The organism is Helicobacter pylori HUP-B14 (assembly GCF_000259235.1).
Taxonomy (GTDB): domain Bacteria; phylum Campylobacterota; class Campylobacteria; order Campylobacterales; family Helicobacteraceae; genus Helicobacter; species Helicobacter pylori_CU.
In genome coordinates, this window is the sequence record NC_017733.1 from 1,302,394 (window position 1) to 1,321,139 (window position 18,746).

An 18,746-nucleotide genomic window follows, 5' to 3' on the forward strand; every position below is an offset into this window, starting at 1 on the left:
CCTTTCTTAAGCGCCAAGGGCGGCAATGCTAGCGCCCTCTGGAACTTTCACATAAAATTTCTTAAACGACTTTCTTTGTCCAAGCTTCCCTCTAAAGCGTTTCACCTTACCCTCTTGTTTCAAAGAATTGATTTTCAAAGGCTCAAAGCCAAAGTAAGTTTTAAACACTTCTTTGAGCTGGTTTTTGGTTACATTTTGAGCCGTTTGGACCACTAAAACACCTTTTTCTTGCAATCCTAATGACTTTTCAGTGTAAAGAATTGACTTTATATCCATGATGTCTGCCATTTTTTACTCCTCTGTCTTATCTTGCACCACATACTGAAACGCCGCTTCTTCCATCACCACAGAGCTAAACGCCGCTAAAAGATAAGCGTTTAACTCGCTCACATCAATAACAAGGCATTTTTTAAGGTTGCTAAAGGCTAACTCGGTGTATTCGTCCATGTTCATGCACACAAACAAAGTGTCTCGTTGCTCTAAAGCCTGAAACATTTGGTTGGCTTCTTTAGTCAAATGCTTTCTTTTATTGTCTTCAACCACGCCTTTTATAGCGATTTTTTCCACCACAAAAAGCTTATTCGCTTGCGCTTTTTCTTCTAAAGCGTATTCTAAAGCCAAGCGTTTTTGTTTTTTATTGATTTTAAGGTTGTAGTTGCGCTTATTCGTAGCCCCATGAGAGACACCCCCACCGACAAACACAGGCGAAGTGATGCTCCCTGCTCTGGCTCTCCCGCCTCCTTTTTGCGCCCAAGGCTTCCTACCGCCCCCGCTCACTTCAGCGCGGTTTTTACTTTTAGCGGTATTAGCGCGCGCAGAAGATAAATAATGTTTCACATAAAGATAGAGGTTATGGCTGTTAATGCCCTCATATCTTTTAGGTAACTCCACGCTACCCTTTTCTTTCAAATGGCTGTCTAAAACGATGGCCTTACTCATATCAAACCCTTTATATTATATTCAATGTATGGTTTTATACCGCTCTAATGCGTCCATAAGCCCCAGAAAAGCCGGCCACTGAACCCTTTAGCACTAACACCATACTTTCTTTATCAAAAGAGAGCACCTCGTTTTGGCAAGTAACTAGCTCATTGCCATAATGCCCTGCCATTTTCCTACCCTTTTGCACTCTTCCTGGCCATTCTCTATTACCAATAGAACCAGGGCGGCGGTGGAATCGACTCCCATGCGCTGCAGGCCCGCCTTGGAAATTCCAACGCTTCATCACCCCCGCAAAGCCTCTTCCCTTCGTTTTAAAGCTCGCTTTAACCCTTTTAAGCGTTTCTAAAGCGCTCAAATCCAAATCGCCCAACTCTTGTTGTTGGGAAGCTTTTAAGGTAGCGAAATGGTTAAACTCTTTACTGAGTTGGTATTTCTTTTGCTGGCCTTCAATCGCCTTATTGTGTTTTTTATGCATCGCATAGGCCACCAAAGCTTTCCCGTTTTCTAGCTGGCACACTTTCGCTTGCAAGACTTTAAGCAAGGTTACAGGCGTGCTGTTAGCATCAATCGTGCGGCTCATGCCTATCTTTTGAACTAAAAATTCCATATCTAACCCTTATTTTATGATCTCAATGCGTTAGGACTACTTCGTTTCCATAGAAGTTACTTCTACATCCACTTCAGGAGCTAAATCCAACTTCATCAAGCTATCCACGGTTTCTGGGGTGGCCGAGATAATATCAATCAACCGGCTATAAACCCTAATCTCAAACTGCTCTCTTGAATCCTTATTGACATGCGGGGAGCGTAAAACGGTGTAACGCTTATTCTTAGTCGGTAAAGGGATAGGCCCTCTAATTTCAGAACCTGAGCGCTTTACGGCTTCCACGATAGCCACAACAGAGCGATCCAACACTCTATGGTCATAAGCTTTGAGCTTCAACCTGATTTTTTCCATAAACTCTCCTAAAAGAACTCGTTTCATTCGTTACTCAAAACAGAATAAAACAATAAAATAAAAACTGAAATACTACTCAAAATGCGCCATTTAGTCAATAACTTTTGCTATTTTTAGGGCTTTTTAGAGATTTTTACTTCCTTTTTATAAGGAAATATAAAAAAATGCGCTACGATTGTCTTAATCCAATCCCCTTTGTAAGGAAGTTCATGCCCCTTTCTTGCTTACACCCTTTTGGGCCTTTTGAAACCCCTAAAGAGCCGGCCTTAAACAACCCGCTTTCAAAGGCACCTTCAAGCGATAAAATCTGTCTTTTAGGGCCGATGAAATCCGGTAAAACCACTTTCGCCCTCAAACTAGCGAAGGATTTTAAAAACCCTGTGTATCTCAATTACAACGACATGCGTTTGAACCAAAATATTTTAAGCTCGTGGCTTTTAAAATGGCATTTAGAAAAGAAAATGGACTTGCTCATTTTAGACAATATAGAGCGCTTGGATTTCAGCCTGCCTAAGCTTCCCAAAATCATTCTTATCCCTAATTGTTTAAGCCCCATAACAGCACCCCATTTTAGCTTATGCTATGCGTTAGGGTTGAGTTTTAAAGAATACACTCGCTTTTTCAAGCCCAACACCCCTAAAAACACTCTGTTTAACCGCTTTTTAAGAGACGGCAACGCTTTAGATTCGCTTTTTATAGAAAACGAGCAAGAAAAAATCCTAAAAAAACAAGAAAATATTCAATTAATCTTTCAAGCTTACGCCCCCTTAATGGCTAAAATCTGCGCGCATCAGTCTAAGTTTGTGAGCGCTTTTTATCTTTATACGCAACTCAAAAAAGAGCTGAAAATTTCTAAAGACACCCTTTATAAATTGTTACACGCGCTAGAAAAACAACGCATCCTTTTTTTAGTCCCTGATTTTGAAAACCATAAAACTAAATTGTATTTGTGCGATTTTGCCTTGCCTTATAGCCTGACTCCCAGCCCCTCGCTTTTAAGCGTTTTTGAAAACATGGTTTTTTTAGAGCTTTACAAGCAATTCCCCAGCCATGAGCTTTACTCCCATGATAACGGGATTTTTATCTTGCGCGAAAATTCTACCAACAAGCTCGCTCTCATCGCCCACGCTTTCCCCACGCCCCATTTTTTAGAAAAACAGCTTTCTTGGTGCCATGAGCATGGGTTTTTAAATATCGTGGTAGTTTCTATCAACGCCCCTATTTCAGCAACTAATCCCCCCTACAAACACCTTAATTTCATTGATTTTTCTTTGGATATTCAATCTATTTTGGTATAATAGTTATTATGTATTTATGTATTTATGTATTTATGTATTTATGTATTTATGTATTTATGTATTAAATATTATTACTAAAATTTTTAATTGATTATTTAATATTTTTTATCTTTTCTTAAGCTAACTCGCTATAAGCTATCCCAGTATTTCTCCTTTTTGAGAAATACCCACCTACCCTAAAAGCGTAGGACATTTTTTTATAGAAAGGAAGCTATAATGAGCGCATTGAAGAAATTAAGTTTCTGTGCCTTGTTATCCCTAGGCCTCTTCGCTCAAACAGCGCATGCTAATCATTTAAAGGACACGATTAACTATCCTGATTGGCTTGAAATCAATCTTTTTAAAGAAAAGAACCCGCCCAATCAATATGTCGGATCGGCTTCAATTTTTGGTAAAAGGAACGATTTTTACGCCGATTACATCCCCTATGATGACAAATTGCCCCCTGAAAAGAACGCTGAAGAAATCGCTCTTTTAAGGGCCAGAATGAACGCTTACAGCTCGTTAGAAAGCGTTTTAATCACTAAAATGCGCCATCGCATTGTTAAAGCGCTTCAAGTTAAAAATAACGCTATCAGCCTTTTATTCGGGCTTGTTGATTTTTTAACCTCTAAATCCATTTTGGCTAAAAGGTTCGTGGATACCACAAATCATCGTGTGTATGTCATGGTGCAATTCCCTTTCATTCAGCCTGAAGACTTAATCGCTCACTTTAAAGCCAAACGCATCAGTCTTTCTTCAGCGAGCGCTACCCATCTCAGCGCCGTTTTAAATAAGGCGTTGTTCCACCTCTAAGAGTTTGGGGTTTAAGGTGCGGTTTTTAAGCGTGAAGCTATGCCGATGAAAGGGCGTAGCCCCTAGCTTAATGATCGCTTCTATATGCCGCTTAGTCCCATACCCGCAATTCTTATCCCAGCCGTATTCCTTAAACAAAGCGTGCAGTTCTAGCATTTCTCTGTCCTTAGCAGCTTTCGCCAAAACAGACGCCATAGCGATTTGAGCGACTTTGTCATCGCCCTTGATGATGGTTTGTATATTAGGGTAGCGTTTGTTCAAGCCAAACGCCGTGTTGCCATCTATTTTTATTTCATTAGCTAAAGAGCAACCATTTTCTAAAATTTCTTCAATAGCGAGCCTCAAACACGCCCCTAAGCCTAAGTTATCAATTTCATTTGCGCTTTTTTTAATCACGAAAAACTTGACCTCATCATGCGTTTTGATTTTATCTTCTAAGAAAAAGCGCTTTTTGGGGCTGAGCTTCTTGCTATCCCTAAGGCCCATTTTTAGAAATTCTAAGGCTGTTTTTTCACTGCACACCACTCCAGCCACAAAAAGCGAACCGGCCAAACACCCCCTCCCTGCTTCATCAATGCCTAAAATCATTTTTACGCAACCAAACCGGTATCAAAATTCCTACTCACACGCTCCATGCGTTATCCTGTTTCCTCTTAGCTTCTTAATAAACTCTGTTAATTCTTTTTCAAAGTTTTTCACGCTTTTTCTGTCGCCTGGCGATGAGAGGATGGTCAAATGATTCGCCCCATCAGTTAGCTTGGCATGCTTGCTTCCAGATTCCAAATAAAGATTCGAATCTTTATTGCCATGCAACGCTTCTTTTAAGATCTTACGAATCTCTTTGCTATGAGTGGCTTTTTCACATCTCACGCACCCGCCCAAGGTTTTAAGCCTTAGGCCCGATCATCTTTTCAGGCACCACGAATTGGTCAAAATCTTCAGCGCTCAAGAGTTTCAGTTCCAGCGCGCTTTCTTTTAAAGAAATGCCTTTTTTGTGGGCGTTTTTAGCGATTTTAGCGGCGTTTTCATAGCCTACATGCGGGTTTAGGGCGGTTACTAGCATTAAAGAATGGTGCAAGTAATAATCAATTTTTTCTTTGTTAGGCTCAATACCGCTCGCGCAATGGATATTGAAACTTTCCATGCTGTCGCCCAATAGCCTTAAACTTTGCAAGAAATTATAAATGATCACCGGCTTGAACACGTTCAATTCAAAATTACCCTGACTGGCCGCAATGCCAATAGCGGTATCATTCCCCATCACTTGCACGGCCACCATGGTCATCGCTTCGCATTGCGTGGGGTTGACTTTACCGGGCATAATAGAACTGCCCGGCTCGTTTTCAGGGATATTAAGCTCGCCCAGACCACAGCGCGGCCCGCTCGCAAGCCATCTAATATCGTTAGCGATTTTCATTAAATTCGCCGCTAAAGCCTTAAAAGCCCCATGCGCATAAGCGATAGCGTCATGGCTAGTGAGCGCATGGAATTTATTGGGCGCAGAGACGAATTTCACGCCGCTAAACTGGCTCAATTCTTCAGCCACTTTTTCACTCAATTCTTTATGAGCGTTTAGCCCGGTGCCTACGGCCGTCCCGCCTATGGCTAATTCCCTTAAATGCTCCAAACTCTCTAAAATTTGTTGTTTAGAATGCTCTAACATGCTCGCATACCCGCTAAATTCTTGCCCCAAAGTTAAAGGCGTGGCGTCTTGCAAATGCGTGCGCCCGATTTTGACAATCTCTTTAAATTGTTGGCTTTTGTCTTTAAAAGTTTTTAACAGATTCTCTAAACTAGGCAGTAGTTTGTGCGTGATTTCTAGCACGCTCACAATATGCATTGCGGTAGGGAAAGTGTCGTTGGAGCTTTGAGACATGTTCACATCATCGTTAGGGTGGATGAGTTTTTTCTCCCTAAAATTACCCCCTAAAATTTCTGTAGCCTTATTGGCAATGACTTCATTGAGGTTCATGTTCGTTTGAGTCCCGCTCCCTGTTTGCCATATCGCCAACGGGAATTCGCCGCACAACTCGCCTTTTAAAATGCAATCGCATGCCTTGATAATGGCTTGCGATTTTTCCAGGCTTAATTTCCCTAACTTGTGATTGACAACCGCCAGACTCCTTTTGAGTTTGGCAAACGCGCCAATGAGTTCTTTAGGCATTTTTTCAGTGCCGATCTTAAAGTTTTCAAGACTGCGTTGCGTTTGAGCCCCCCAGTATTGGCTATCATTTACTTTGATTTCGCCCATCGTGTCATGTTCAATCCTAAATTGCATACTAATCCTTTGAAATTTGATTTTAAAACCTTAAAAAAATAGCATAAACTCTTATACCTTCTACTTAAAAACCTTAATTTTTTAAACACCATTTCCACAATTTTTACACAAAAGAGGGTTATCATTCGTCCGCAACAAGAATTTTCTTGTTATCTTAATTTAAAGGTCAAAACGATGAAAAAGTTAGCCGCTTTATTTTTAGTAAGCGTGTTGGGGGTTATGAGCTTAAACGCATGGGAGCAAACCCTAAAAGCCAATGACTTGGAAGTGAAAATCAAATCCGTGGGTAACCCCATTAAAGGCGATAACACTTTTGTGCTTAGCCCCACTTTAAAAGGTAAGGCTTTAGAAAAAGCTATCGTTAGGGTGCAGTTTATGATGCCTGAAATGCCCGGCATGCCAGCGATGAAAGAAATGGCGCAAGTGAGTGAAAAAAACGGCCTTTATGAAGCGAAAACCAATCTTTCTATGAACGGGACATGGCAGGTTAGGGTGGATATTAAATCCAAAGAGGGCCAAGTTTATCGCGCTAAAACAAGCCTGGATTTATAAGCACATGCTGTCTTTTATAAGCGCGTTTGATAAAAGGGGCGTTTCAATACGCCTTTTAACAGCCTTGTTACTGCTTTTTAGTTTGGGGTTTGCTAAAGATTTAGAGATCCAATCTTTTGTGGCTAAATACCTTTCTAAAAATCAAAAAATACAAGCCTTACAAGAGCAAATTGACGCTTTAAGTTCTCAAGAAAAAGTCGTTAGCAAATGGGATAACCCTATTTTGTATTTAGGCTATAACAACGCTAACGTGAGCGACTTTTTCAGGCTGGATAGCACCTTAATGCAAAACATGAGCTTGGGTTTGTCTCAAAAAGTGGATTTAAATGGTAAAAAACTCACGCAATCTAAAATGATTAACTTAGAAAAGCAAAAAAAGATATTAGAGCTTAAAAAAACCAAGCAGCAATTGGTGATTAATTTAATGATAAATGGCATTGAAAATTATAAAAACCAACAAGAAATAGAGCTTTTAAACACAGCGATTAAAAATTTAGAAAACACCCTTTATCAAGCCAACCATTCCAGTTCGCCCGATTTAATAGCGATCGCCAAGCTAGAAATTTTAAAATCGCAATTAGAAATCAAAAAAAACAATTTAGAAGAAGCCTTGTCCAATAGCCATTATTCCATGGGCGAATTGACTTTTAAAGAAAACGAGATTTTAAGCATTGCCCCTAAAAATTTTGAATTTAATAAGGAGCAAGAGCTGTATAACATTAACGCCACTAATTACGATATTGCGATCGCTAGGCTTGATGAAGAAAAAGCGCAAAAAGACATCACTTTGGCTAAAAAAAGCTTTTTAGAAGACGTGAATGTTACCGGGGTGTATTATTTCCGCTCCAAACAATACTATAACTACGACATGTTTAGCGTCGCTTTGTCTATCCCTTTGCCCCTTTATGGCAAGCAGGCTAAATTAGTGGAGCAGAAGAAAAAAGAAAGCTTGGTGTTTAAAAGCGAAGTGGAAAACACCAAAAACAAAACCCACCACCTGGCCCTAAAACTCCTTAAAAAATTAGAAACCTTGCAAAAAAACCTAGAATCGATCAATAAAATCATCAAACAGAATGAAAAAATCGCGCAAATTTATGCGCTTGATTTGAAATCTAATGGCGATTACAACGCTTATTACAACGCTTTTAACGACAAAATCACTATCCAAATCACCCAGCTTGAAACCTTGAGCGCTCTAAATAGCGCTTATTTGTCTTTACAAAACCTTAAAGGATTAGAATGAAACGGCTTTTATTATTCGCCTTGATTTTATTTTTTAGCCTCTCATGCGCTAACGCTCAAGAAATTAAAGAAACTAAAGAAATGAAAAGCCAAACCCGTTTTAATATTTCCACCACTAAGGTTATAGAAAAAGAATTTGCCCAAAGCCGGCGCTATTATGCGATTTTAGAGCCTAATGAAGCGCTGATTTTTTCTCAAACCCTGCGTTTTGATGGCTATGTGGAAAAGCTTTATGCGAATAAAACCTATACCCCCATTAAAAAGGGCGATAGACTATTGAGCGTGTATTCCCCTGAATTAGCGGGCGTTCAAAGCGAACTGTTATCATCATTAAAATTCAACCAGCAAGTGGGAGCGATTAAAGAAAAATTAAAACTACTAGGGCTAGAAAACTTTAGCATTGAAAAAATCATCAGCAGCCACAAGGTTCAAAATGCAATCACTATTTACTCTCGTTTCAACGGCGTTATTTTTAAAAAAAGCCCGGATCTCAATGAGGGGAGCTTTTTTAAAAAAGGGCAAGAGCTGTTTCAAATCATAGATTTAAGCCAATTGTGGGCGCTTGTTAAAGTCAATCAAGAGGATTTAGAGTTTTTAAAAAACACGCATCAAGCGATTTTGTTCGTAGAAGGGATTAAAGGCGAGCAAGAAATCACGCTTGAAAACATCAACCCCATCATAAACAAAGAAGATAAAATGCTAGAAGCGCGCTTCAATGTGCCTAATGTTAAACAGCTTTATTACCCTAACATGTTCGCTCAAGTAGAAATCTTTCAAAAACCACAAAAAATGAAGATTTTGCCTAAAGAAGCGGTTTTGATTAAGGGGGGGAAAGCTATCGTGTTTAAAAAAGATGATTTTGGCTTAAGCCCGTTAGAAATTAAAGCCGTCCGCTTGAGCGATGGGAGTTATGAAATTTTAGAGGGTTTAAAAGCGGGCGAAGAAGTGGCTAATAACGCTTTATTCGTGCTAGACGCTGACGCTCAAAACAATGGGGATTATTGAATGATAGAAAAAATCATTGATTTAAGCGTTAAAAACAAACTCCTTACCACTTTAGTCACTCTACTCATTTTTTTAGCCTCTTTGTGGGCGGTAAAAAGCGTTCGTTTAGACGCTTTGCCGGATTTAAGCCCCGCTCAAGTGGTCGTGCAAATCACTTACCCCAATCAAAGCCCTAAAATCGTGCAAGAGCAGGTTACTTACCCGCTAGTTTCTACTTTCATGAGTATCGCTAACATTGACACGGTTAGAGGGATTTCTAGCTATGAAAGCGGCTTGATTTACATCATCTTTAAAGACGGCGTCAATTTGTATTGGGCTAGGGATAGGGTTTTAGAGCAATTAAACCGAGTGAGCAATCTCCCTAAGGACGCTAAAGTGGAAATAGGGAGCGATTCCACTTCTATTGGCTGGGCGTATCAATACGCATTATCTAGCGGCAACAAGAATTTAAGCGATTTGAAAGTCTTGCAAGATTTCTATTACCGCTATGCGCTTTTAGGGGTTGATGGGGTGAGTGAGGTCGCAAGCGTGGGGGGTTTTGTGAAGGATTATGAAGTAACACTTCAAAACGATTCTTTGATCCGTTATAACTTGAGTTTGGAGCAAGTCGCTAACGCGATTAAAAATTCCAATAACGATACCGGTGGGGGGGTTATTTTAGAAAACGGGTTTGAAAAAATCATAAGATCGCATGGCTATATCCAATCTTTGAAGGATTTAGAAGAAATTGTGGTTAAAAAAGAAGGGGCTATCCCTTTAAAAATCAAAGATATAGCCAGCGTTAGGCTAACGCCAAAACCACGCAGAGGGGCTGCCAACCTTAATGGCGATAAGGAAGTGGTGGGGGGGATTGTTATGGTGCGCTATCACGCTGACACCTATAAGGTGCTTAAAGCCATTAAAGAAAAAATCGCCACCTTACAAGCGAGTAATCCTGATGTGAAAATCACCAGCGTGTATGACAGGAGCGAATTGATTGAAAAAGGCATTGACAATTTGATCCACACGCTCATAGAAGAAAGCGTCATTGTGTTAATCATTATTGCGATTTTTTTACTGCATTTCAGGAGCGCTTTAGTGGTGATTATCACTCTGCCTTTAAGCGTGTGCATCAGTTTCTTGCTCATGCGTTATTTCAATATTGAAGCGAGTATTATGAGTTTAGGGGGCATTGCGATCGCTATAGGGGCGATGGTGGATGCGGCGATTGTGATGGTAGAGAACGCTCACAAGCATCTGCAACACATTGATACGAAAGACAATATTCAAAGGGTTAATGCTATCATGCAAGGGGTTAAGCATGTGGGGGGCGCGATATTTTTTGCTTTAATGATCATTGTGGTTTCTTTCTTGCCAATTTTTGCGCTCACCGGTCAAGAAGAAAAGCTTTTTGCCCCTTTAGCTTACACCAAAACCTTTGCCATGCTAGTAGGAGCGCTGCTTTCTATTACGATAGTCCCTATTTTAATGGTATGGCTCATTAAAGGGCGGATTTTAGAAGAATCTAAAAACCCCATTAACGCTTTTTTCATTAAAATTTATGGTGCGAGTTTGAAGGTTGTGCTTAAATTCAGATACGCTTTTTTGATAGCGAGCGTTGTGGGTTTAGGGGGCTTGTATGTAGCGTATAAAAAACTTAATTGGGAATTTATCCCCCAAATCAATGAAGGGGTAATCATGTATATGCCAGTAACGCTTAATGGCGTGGGCATTGACACCGCTTTAGAATATTTGAAAAAAAGTAATGCCGCTATCAAGCAACTGGATTTTGTCAAACAGGTTTTTGGTAAAGTGGGGCGCGCTAACACCAGCACCGATGCCGCCGGATTAGGAATGATAGAAACCTACATTGAATTAAAGCCACAAAACGAATGGAAAGAAAAGCTCAGCTATAAAGAAGTTAGGGACAAATTGGAAAAAACCCTGCAATTAAAAGGCTTGACTAATTCATGGACTTACCCCATTCGTGGCAGGACGGACATGCTCTTAACCGGCATTAGAACGCCCCTAGGCATCAAGCTCTATGGTAACGACACGGACAAATTGCAAGAATTGGCGATCCTTATGGAACAACAGCTCAAAACCCTAAAAGAAAGCTTGTCCGTCTTTGCCGAGCGATCCAATAACGGCTACTACATCACGCTGGATTTGAACGATGAAAATTTAGCTCGTTATGGTATCAATAAAAACGCCGTGTTAGATGCGATTAAATTCGCTCTGGGTGGAGCCACGCTCACTACCATGATTAAAGGCGTAGAAAGCTACCCTATTTCTTTACGCTTAGAAGACACCGATAGAGACACCATTGAAAAATTAAAAAACCTCTACATCAAAACCGCTTACAATTACATGCCTTTAAGGGAATTAGCCCATGTGTATTACGACAATTCGCCGGCGGTGCTAAAAAGCGAAAAGGGTTTGAACGTGAATTTTATCTATATCGTGCCGCAAAATGGTATCAGCTCTGATACTTACAGGCAACTGGCTCAAAAAACGCTAGAAAAAATCCAATTGCCTAGCGGGTATTATTATGAATTTAGCGGCGAAAGCCAGTATTTAGAAGAAGCGTTTAAAACCTTGCAATACATCGTGCCGGTGAGCGTTTTTATCATTTTTATTTTAATTGTCTTTGCTTTAAAGAATCTCACTAATTCCTTATTATGCTTTTTCACTCTGCCTTTTGCGTTTTTGGGGGGGTTAATTTTTATGAATCTCATGGGCTTTAACATGAGCGTGGCGGCACTAGTGGGCTTTTTAGCCCTTTTAGGGGTAGCGAGTGAAACGGCTATTGTGATGATTATTTATTTAGAAGACGCGTTTCAAAAATTCATCAAAACCCCCTTAAAAGAGCAGACGACTACCGCCTTAAAAGAAGCTATCATGCATGGGGCGGTGCTTAGGGTAAGGCCCAAGCTGATGACCTTTTTTAGCATTTTAGCTTCACTCATTCCTATCATGTATAGCCATGGCACAGGAAGTGAAATCATGAAATCCATCGCTGCGCCCATGCTAGGGGGAATGATAAGCAGCGTTGTTTTAACGCTTTTTATTATCCCTACGGCGTATTTTGTGATTAAAAACGCTAGGGTTAAAAACGCTAGGGTTAGGAAACATGAATATTAAAAAAAGCCTTTTCTAACGCATGGCTTTGGACTAAAACCATATAAAGAATGGTAGGGAGCGTGATGCTTAAAACAAACACCTTAAAAATGCGGTGCAAAAGGATAACGGATAAAAAAGCAGTGATTTCATTGATCCCATAAGGGGGTTTTAAAACATGAATGTCTTTAAAACAATAGATCACGAGCATGCCTATCACTGAGCATGATAAAGCCCTACCCAAATAACGCACAAAGTCGTTAGGCGGGTTTTTAGCGTTAAACACCATAAAAGGCCAAATGCGCGTGAAATAAGTCGTTATTATGATGACTAAAAGAATGAGTATAGAATGCATTAACATTCTAACTGCTTTCTAAAAACAATGAGGGCAAGCACCATTAAAACCAAAGCGATGAGCAAAAAGTATTCAGTCCCAAAGAGCGCCAAACAAACGACCGCAATAAAAATCCCAAGCCATGCGTTTTTGTGGTTTGTGTTTCGTTTGTATTGCTCCATGAACAGCACGATAAAAATCGCTGTCATCACAAATTCCATGCCTTGAGTGTCAAAAGAAAAATGCGAACCCACTAACGAACCCACTAACGAACCAAAAATCCAATAAGAGTGGTTGAGTAAGGAAATACTAAAAATGAAGTCTTTTTCACTCACCCCCTCTTTAGGAGCGTATAAATTCAATAGCGCAAAGGTTTCATCCGTGAGCGCGTGCGCTAAATAGGGCAAACGCCATTTAGTGTTTTTAAATCGATCTAGCATAGAAAGCGCATAACAAGTCTGCCTCGCATTCACTAACAAGCTCACAATAACGACATTCATCAAGCTCGCTTGCACGCTTAAAAGCGTGATCGCTACAAATTGCACCGCCCCAGCATAAATGAATAACGACATGAACAGAGCGACTTTATAATCATAGCCATGCTGGACTAAAAGCATTCCAAAAGTCATTCCCATAAGCAAATACCCTAAAAAGATAGAAATGGTATGAGGGAAAGCGTCTTTAAAAGCTTTTAGAAACTCGCGCACCAATAACCTTTTATTTGAACCAGTCTTTAATTTTAGAAACGCAAGTTTCTAAAACGCCTTTATGCGGTTCGCCCTCATAGCCAAAACTCGCATGCAATTTTTCCAATAACCCTTGCTGCTCTTTATTCAAGCTTTTAGGATAAATCACTTGCAACACCACGATCAAACTCCCCCTATAAGAGCTTTCAGGGTGTTTCACGCCCTCGTTTCTAAACGCAAAAGTTTGCCTGTCTTTGGCGTTTCTAGGGATTTTTAATTCCAATTCGCCTCCTCTTAAAGACGGCACTTTAATCGTATGCCCTAAAGCGATAGTGGTGAAAAACACCGGCGCTTCAATGAACAAATCACAGCCTTCGCGCTTGAAATGCTCATCTTCTTTGACTCGCGCTTCTAAATACAAATCCCCTCTTTTCCCCTTCTCGTATTCATTGCCCTTATTTTTAAGCACCATGCGGTTTTGATCATCAATGCCCTCAGGGATTATCGCATCAATTTCTTCATCTTTAAGAATGTAGGTTTTACCCTTGCACGCTTGGCATGGGGTTTTAATGATCTTGCCCTTACCTTGACACGCCCCACAAGTTTGCGCAAAACTCATAAAACCTTGACGCATAAACACCTGCCCCTGCCCATTACACTGCTTGCAAGTCTCTAAAACTTTATCTTTAGCACCCGTGCCATTGCAACTCTCACAAATACTTTGGTATTGGGCTTTAATGGTTTTTTTACAGCCAAAAACCGCCTCTTTAAAACTCAATTCAATGGTTTGCAAATAATCCGGTGCGATAGAGCTTTTTTGCCTTTTACCTCCCCTAGCGCCAAACCCAAAAGCGTCCTCAAAAAACGAGCCTAAATCTTCAAAAAAATCAGAAAAATCGCTCTGGCTCGCGCCGGCTTGGTTTAAGCCCTTTTTACCATACCTGTCGTATAAGGCCCGTTTCTTTTCATCGCTTAACACCCCATAGGCTTCATTGATGAGCTTGAATTTTTCTTCGGCTTCTTTATCGCCGGCGTTTCGGTCTGGGTGGTATTTTAAAGCCAGCTTTCTGTAAGACTTTTTAATGGTCTCTTGGTTGCTGTGTTTTTCCACTTCTAAAATTTCATAATAACTCAATTCCACGATCGCTCCAAAAATGGCATCAAAACGCTTATTTTATCTTAAAAGCGACAATTTTGCGTGTTTTAGCGCATACCAAAACTTAGATAAAATAACACGATGAAACTATAGTAATAAAGACAACCCCATGAGATTTTTTTGCCTTTTCTTATTTTTTCTAACCTTTTCAAACGCACAGATAATGATGACCTTTGATTCTCAAACTAACGCCAAACTTTCGCGCTCTAACGAACAGCTTTCTGACATGCTTTACAAACTCAATGAAAGTTTAAGAATCTATCAAAACGTGCTTTCCAACAACCAGGATCAACTCAAAGAAATCAAAAAAGCTAACAGCACCCTAACTAGCCAAAGGCGTTTTTTTAACGCCAGCCAGATCCGCCTTATGGACACTGATGCGTTATTGAAACAAAGCGCTTTGGAATTAGAAAAATTACAAGCTTTAGAAAAACGCTTAAAAGAGAGCATGGAACAAGAACGCTTAATCAAAGAATCCCAAACGCTTTTCTTGCAAGAACATTGCCCTTATTTGAGCGGCGTTAAGAATTTAGAAGAGGCTTCAAACGCTTTAGAAGTCCAAGAGCAAAACAACGCCCTTTTCTTACTCAAAGAGCCTAAACTCGCCCATTTGCTCTCCCAATTGGATTTGATGAGCGCTTTAAACGCCTTGTGCGATCAAGTTTTAGAAAACCAAGCCCATAACCAACAATCCCATAACAAAACGTTAGAATACAACGCCCTCATAAACCATGATTTTCAAGCCTATAAAGCCATGCGTTTGAAAAAATTTAAAAACAAGCTTCAAAGCCAAATCCAAGCCCAAGAAGACGCCCTAAAAACCTTTTTACCCTTAGAAAAACGCCTGGAAACTTTAAAAACGCATTTTTTATGCAATAAAGAAAACCTCAAATCATGCGCTAAAGAATTGCACCAACGCTACCAAAACGCCCTAATAGAGCGAGACAAAGAATTAAAAGACGCTAAAAACAATAAAGAAAAGCATGCGCTAATCTTAGCCAATTACGAGCATACTTTAAAAACCTTGAATATAGAATTTTTAAGCGAATTAAATAAGCAAATGGCGTTTTTAAATGAAACCATGGCGTTAAACGCCCGAGTTTTAGCCCTTTTAGCCAAACAACAGACTAAAAAGCCCTTCAATGTGAGCGGTGATTTGAGCGGTGGAAAAGCTCTTATTAAAAATATCCGCTTAGATCCGCATGGATTCCCTAGCTTTGAAAATTTTAAGCAAGAGTGAGTGTTTAAAAAAGCGATCAATCAGGCTATAAGTGCCAAAAGCCCTAAACAATCACGCCCCCACCAAGCAAGATGTCATCTTGATAAACGACCAAGGCTTGCCCTTTAGCCACGCCGTAAAAAGGCTCTTTAAACTCCACTTCAATCATCTCATCTTTCAAGCTGACAAACGCTTTAGCAGGCACGCTCCTGTAACGAGCCTTAATAGAATATTCGCCATCTTTAAAATCTTTCATCAAAGATTTGTTTTTAGCCTTAAGGGAATGCGTGGCGAGATCTTCTTTTTTGCCTACAATTAGCTCGTTCTTTTTAGCGTCAATCCCCACCACAAAATGCGGCTCTAACGCGCCTTTAATATTAAAGCCTTTGCGTTTGCCAATCGTGTATTGCATATAGCCCTTATGCGTGCCAATGATTTCGCCTTGTAGGTTCTTCACCACACCCTCTTTTTCCACTTCAACATGCTTTTTTAAAGTGTCAATGTAGCTTTTTTCCACAAAGCAAATTTCTTGAGATTCCTTATAAGTCTCTAAAGTGCCTAAAAAAGGCATCGCATTCAAGGCTAAAGGCTTAATGTCTTTTTTTAACAAACCCCCTAAAGGGAACACCAATTTAGCGATCACTTCATGCTCTAAAGCGTATAAAAAATAGCTCTGATCTTTAGTTTTATCCAAAGCCTCTTGAATATAACTTATTTTGTCAATTTCTTTGACTCTCGCATAATGCCCGGTAGCGATCTTTTCACACCCTAATTTTAAAGCGTGATCTAAAGCTAGCCCAAACTTCATTAAAGGGTTGCACAACGCACATGGGTTAGGGGTTTGCCCTTCTTCATAGGCGTTGATAAATTCATCATAAACTGCACTTTTAAAATCCTTTTGAAAATCCAACACCTCTAAAGGAATGCCTAAAAACTCGCATGCTTTTTGAGCGTTTTTGATGTATAAATCATGCTTTTTTTCACTCGCATGGAGTTTTAAATAAATCCCCACCAATTCATGCCCTTGCTCTTTTAAGCTATAAGCGCTATAAGAGCTATCCACCCCCCCACTGAGTAATACCGCTATTTTCATTTTTAATCTTTCATTATGAGTTATGGCTCGTAGTCTAGCGCAAAAACCATTCATAACCACCTTTTTTTAACCATTGGCATGCTAAAATACCTAAAGATTTTTAAAAATCGCATCAAAACGCATGGAGAAAATAAGGGCAATGGCCAAAATTGAATTGTTAGCCAGATTCACGCAAATCGCGCTCCCTAACAGCCACCCTTTATTGAAAAAAGTTTTAAACTACGCTAAAAAACATTTCAGCCAGTGCCACATGCTCTCTTCATCGTTACTCATTTTAAACGACACGGAATGCTTTAAAAAAAACTACTTGCTCAATTGGGTCTATCATGCCCTTGAATGCACGCATGAGAAAGATATTAGCATGCATTCTTTAGAAGAGGTTTTACAAAAAAGCCACCTGCCCATACGCATCAAGATCATCAATCAAAACACGCTTTTAGAAAAAATAGAAGTGAAAGTTTTAACCTTTGGGGCAGAATACGCGCTTTTTATCACCAAGCACCCTATCGCTAAGCGCTTTTTACGCCAAAAATTCAGCGGCTATGTGTTTTTAGAAACCCAAGATGAATTGCATATAAGAGGCGATTCAGAGCGTTTTTGGGAACTCATTGTAACGCTCAATGAAAATAGAATCGTCCATAACGCATGCTTAGATTTCATCTATCCTAATGGCTTTGGCAAGGACAGCTACACCACTATGGCTGAACGCAAATTAAAAGAATGCTATAAAACGCTAGGGTTTATCAAACATGAAAATTTCAGCGAAGTCAAAAAGCGCTATTTAGAATTAGCTAAAACCTACCACCCTGATTTATGCGATCTTAAAGAAAAAAAGGCTCTTTACGCCAAACGCTTCGCTATCATTCAAGAAGCCTATAGCCACATTAAAAAACACGCTTAAACCCCTAAACTAGCCCTAATCGCGCTAGAAGAAATCGGTGCATCAATGCCCTTTAAAGGGTGGTAGTGTCCCTTAAACTGGATCTCTTCATAGCCAATCCTTTCAAAAACCACTAATTCCACCCTTTTTAAAAGCTCTGTAGCGTTAGTCCAAGAAGAAAGGTGCCTTAAGCAATCCGCCCCTATGACTAAATAAAGCGTTTTAGGGCGGTAGAGTTTTTGAAAATGAAGAACGCTTTCTATCGTAGGCACAGCCCTTTCTTGCTTGATTTCAAAATCGCTCAATAGCACCCTAGGCATTCCCTTTAAAGCTAATTCTAATTCCTTAAAACGGGTTTTTGCGTCCAAAAAACATGGCTTTTTGAAAGGGTTTTGATAAGCGGGCAAGACAATGAGCTGAGCGAATGGCAGTAATTCTAAAGTTTGATCAATAATGGCTAAATGAGCCTTGTGCAAAGGATCAAAACTCCCTCCATAGAGCGCTAATTCTTTGTATTTTAAGATGTTATTCATTGTATTCAAAGCTAGACGCCTTAGTCAATTTAGCGAATTTAACCCCCCTAAGCCCCCCAATTTCTAATTGCAAGCGTTGGATTTCAAGCGAATTGCCTTGTAAAATAATCGTCTCCAAACAATTATGCTCATCCATATGAATGTGCGTGGTGCATAAAACATGCGTCCCGCTGGCATGCTGAATGTCTATCATGCGCTGGTTCAATTCCCTTTGATGGTGATCATAAATCACCACAAGCACGGCGATCTTACTCTCATCATTAGGGTTATCTTCTGCCCAATTGTCTTCTACTAATTTTTCTCTGATCATGTCGCGCACCAATTCTGAGCGAGAAGAATAGCCGTTTTTAATGATGCGGTTGTCCAATTCGTCTAATAAATTTTGTTGTAAAGAAACCGAAAAGCGGATGATTGAATCGTCTTTATTGGGTGTATCCATTGAGAAAAATCCTTTTTTGGCATGAGTTCGTTAAAAGCCACTCATGCTAGTATGATTGAATTAATTTAAAATGAACAATTATAATACAGATTGGATTTAAATGGTTGGTCATAAGAGCGTTTGAATTTGATTGTAATTATTAGCTTAATCATCATTGACTTGTTATTATTAAAACAATATAATCAACAAACCAACATTCTTTTATCATTTTGGAGCATTTATGCGAACGAATGCTTC

21 protein-coding genes are annotated in these 18,746 nt (G+C 39.8%); 8 read left to right on the forward strand and 13 right to left on the reverse strand.

Going from position 1 to position 18,746, the window contains the following annotated elements:
* Positions 1–6: 6 nt before the first annotated feature.
* The 4 genes from HPB14_RS06300 to rpsJ are packed head-to-tail and all read right to left on the reverse strand — an operon-like array spanning position 7 to position 1,900.
* Complete coding sequence (locus HPB14_RS06300; RefSeq protein ID WP_000763613.1) at positions 7–288, reverse strand: 50S ribosomal protein L23; 282 nt, start codon at positions 286–288, stop codon at positions 7–9.
* Positions 289–291: 3 nt separating this feature from the next.
* A complete protein-coding gene (gene rplD / locus HPB14_RS06305; RefSeq protein ID WP_000030146.1) occupies positions 292–939 on the reverse strand; it encodes a 50S ribosomal protein L4 in 648 nt (215 codons plus the stop codon).
* A 34-nt stretch (positions 940–973) separates the two neighbouring features.
* A complete protein-coding gene (rplC, locus tag HPB14_RS06310; protein ID WP_000395323.1) occupies positions 974–1,549 on the reverse strand; it encodes a 50S ribosomal protein L3 in 576 nt (191 codons plus the stop codon).
* 36 nt (positions 1,550–1,585) lie between these two features.
* Positions 1,586–1,900 (reverse strand): 30S ribosomal protein S10, encoded by a 315-nt coding sequence (gene rpsJ, locus HPB14_RS06315; protein ID WP_000411561.1) that lies wholly within the window; start codon positions 1,898–1,900, stop codon positions 1,586–1,588.
* 209 nt (positions 1,901–2,109) lie between these two features.
* Between rpsJ and HPB14_RS06320 the strand changes: the two genes are divergently transcribed.
* Entirely contained in the window at positions 2,110–3,198 is a 1,089-nt protein-coding gene (locus tag HPB14_RS06320) for an ATP-binding protein (RefSeq protein WP_014658521.1), read from the forward strand.
* A gap of 216 nt (positions 3,199–3,414) precedes the next feature.
* The gene (locus HPB14_RS06325; RefSeq protein WP_001275010.1) at positions 3,415–3,993 is read left to right on the forward strand and encodes a hypothetical protein; all 579 of its coding nucleotides are present in this window, start codon (positions 3,415–3,417) and stop codon (positions 3,991–3,993) included.
* On the opposite strand, the gene HPB14_RS06330 is transcribed toward HPB14_RS06325, so the two are convergent.
* From HPB14_RS06330 to fumC, 3 genes are read right to left on the reverse strand one after another with little or no spacing between them, the layout of a single operon-like run.
* Positions 3,967–4,581: a ribonuclease HII gene (locus HPB14_RS06330; RefSeq protein ID WP_000600334.1), complete on the reverse strand. Its 615-nt coding sequence runs from the start codon at positions 4,579–4,581 to the stop codon at positions 3,967–3,969. The two genes, HPB14_RS06325 and HPB14_RS06330, sit on opposite strands and share 27 nt — an antisense overlap.
* A 30-nt stretch (positions 4,582–4,611) precedes the next feature.
* Complete coding sequence (locus HPB14_RS06335; RefSeq protein WP_041199494.1) at positions 4,612–4,863, reverse strand: hypothetical protein; 252 nt, start codon at positions 4,861–4,863, stop codon at positions 4,612–4,614.
* Between the two features lie 16 nt (positions 4,864–4,879).
* Positions 4,880–6,271 (reverse strand): class II fumarate hydratase, encoded by a 1,392-nt coding sequence (gene fumC, locus HPB14_RS06340; RefSeq protein ID WP_001160523.1) that lies wholly within the window; start codon positions 6,269–6,271, stop codon positions 4,880–4,882.
* Positions 6,272–6,445: 174 nt separating this feature from the next.
* Between fumC and crdA the strand changes: the two genes are divergently transcribed.
* The 4 genes from crdA to HPB14_RS06360 are packed head-to-tail and all read left to right on the forward strand — an operon-like array spanning position 6,446 to position 12,193.
* Entirely contained in the window at positions 6,446–6,823 is a 378-nt protein-coding gene (gene crdA / locus HPB14_RS06345; RefSeq protein WP_000731627.1) for a copper resistance determinant CrdA, read from the forward strand.
* 4 nt (positions 6,824–6,827) lie between these two features.
* Positions 6,828–8,066, forward strand: a complete 1,239-nt coding sequence (gene crdB / locus HPB14_RS06350; RefSeq protein ID WP_000948076.1) for a copper resistance outer membrane protein CrdB — start codon at positions 6,828–6,830, stop codon at positions 8,064–8,066.
* Positions 8,063–9,070 carry an efflux RND transporter periplasmic adaptor subunit gene (locus HPB14_RS06355; protein ID WP_000826028.1) on the forward strand — a complete coding sequence of 336 codons (1,008 nt, stop codon included), beginning with the start codon at positions 8,063–8,065 and terminating at the stop codon, positions 9,068–9,070. The genes crdB and HPB14_RS06355 overlap by 4 nt, the downstream gene beginning before the upstream one ends.
* Positions 9,071–12,193, forward strand: a complete 3,123-nt coding sequence (locus tag HPB14_RS06360) for an efflux RND transporter permease subunit (RefSeq protein ID WP_000570479.1) — start codon at positions 9,071–9,073, stop codon at positions 12,191–12,193.
* On the opposite strand, the gene HPB14_RS06365 is transcribed toward HPB14_RS06360, so the two are convergent.
* Genes HPB14_RS06365 through dnaJ form a run of 3 tightly spaced genes read right to left on the reverse strand, consistent with a single transcriptional unit; the run spans position 12,174 to position 14,330 of the window.
* Entirely contained in the window at positions 12,174–12,530 is a 357-nt protein-coding gene (locus tag HPB14_RS06365; RefSeq protein WP_000928571.1) for a branched-chain amino acid transporter permease, read from the reverse strand. The genes HPB14_RS06360 and HPB14_RS06365 overlap by 20 nt on opposite strands.
* On the reverse strand, positions 12,524–13,210 hold the full coding sequence (gene azlC / locus HPB14_RS06370; RefSeq protein ID WP_001206599.1) for an azaleucine resistance protein AzlC: 687 nt from the start codon (positions 13,208–13,210) through the stop codon (positions 12,524–12,526). Before azlC ends, HPB14_RS06365 begins: the two co-directional genes overlap by 7 nt.
* A 10-nt stretch (positions 13,211–13,220) precedes the next feature.
* Positions 13,221–14,330, reverse strand: coding sequence for a molecular chaperone DnaJ (gene dnaJ, locus HPB14_RS06375; RefSeq protein WP_000423850.1), 1,110 nt, complete (start codon positions 14,328–14,330; stop codon positions 13,221–13,223).
* A 124-nt stretch (positions 14,331–14,454) separates the two neighbouring features.
* Here dnaJ and HPB14_RS06380 point away from each other — a divergent pair, with 124 nt between their 5' ends.
* Complete coding sequence (locus HPB14_RS06380) at positions 14,455–15,585, forward strand: hypothetical protein (protein WP_001210219.1); 1,131 nt, start codon at positions 14,455–14,457, stop codon at positions 15,583–15,585.
* A gap of 43 nt (positions 15,586–15,628) precedes the next feature.
* On the opposite strand, the gene mnmA is transcribed toward HPB14_RS06380, so the two are convergent.
* Positions 15,629–16,657, reverse strand: coding sequence for a tRNA 2-thiouridine(34) synthase MnmA (mnmA, locus tag HPB14_RS06385; protein ID WP_000686219.1), 1,029 nt, complete (start codon positions 16,655–16,657; stop codon positions 15,629–15,631).
* 139 nt (positions 16,658–16,796) lie between these two features.
* Between mnmA and HPB14_RS06390 the strand changes: the two genes are divergently transcribed.
* Positions 16,797–17,558, forward strand: coding sequence for a J domain-containing protein (locus tag HPB14_RS06390; RefSeq protein ID WP_001062502.1), 762 nt, complete (start codon positions 16,797–16,799; stop codon positions 17,556–17,558).
* On the opposite strand, the gene nadD is transcribed toward HPB14_RS06390, so the two are convergent.
* Together nadD and nikR are read right to left on the reverse strand one after the other, a co-directional pair.
* Complete coding sequence (nadD, locus tag HPB14_RS06395) at positions 17,555–18,070, reverse strand: nicotinate (nicotinamide) nucleotide adenylyltransferase (RefSeq protein WP_014658522.1); 516 nt, start codon at positions 18,068–18,070, stop codon at positions 17,555–17,557. The two genes, HPB14_RS06390 and nadD, sit on opposite strands and share 4 nt — an antisense overlap.
* Positions 18,063–18,509 (reverse strand): nickel-responsive transcriptional regulator NikR, encoded by a 447-nt coding sequence (gene nikR, locus HPB14_RS06400; RefSeq protein WP_000380789.1) that lies wholly within the window; start codon positions 18,507–18,509, stop codon positions 18,063–18,065. The genes nadD and nikR overlap by 8 nt, the downstream gene beginning before the upstream one ends.
* Positions 18,510–18,746: the final 237 nt, after the last annotated feature.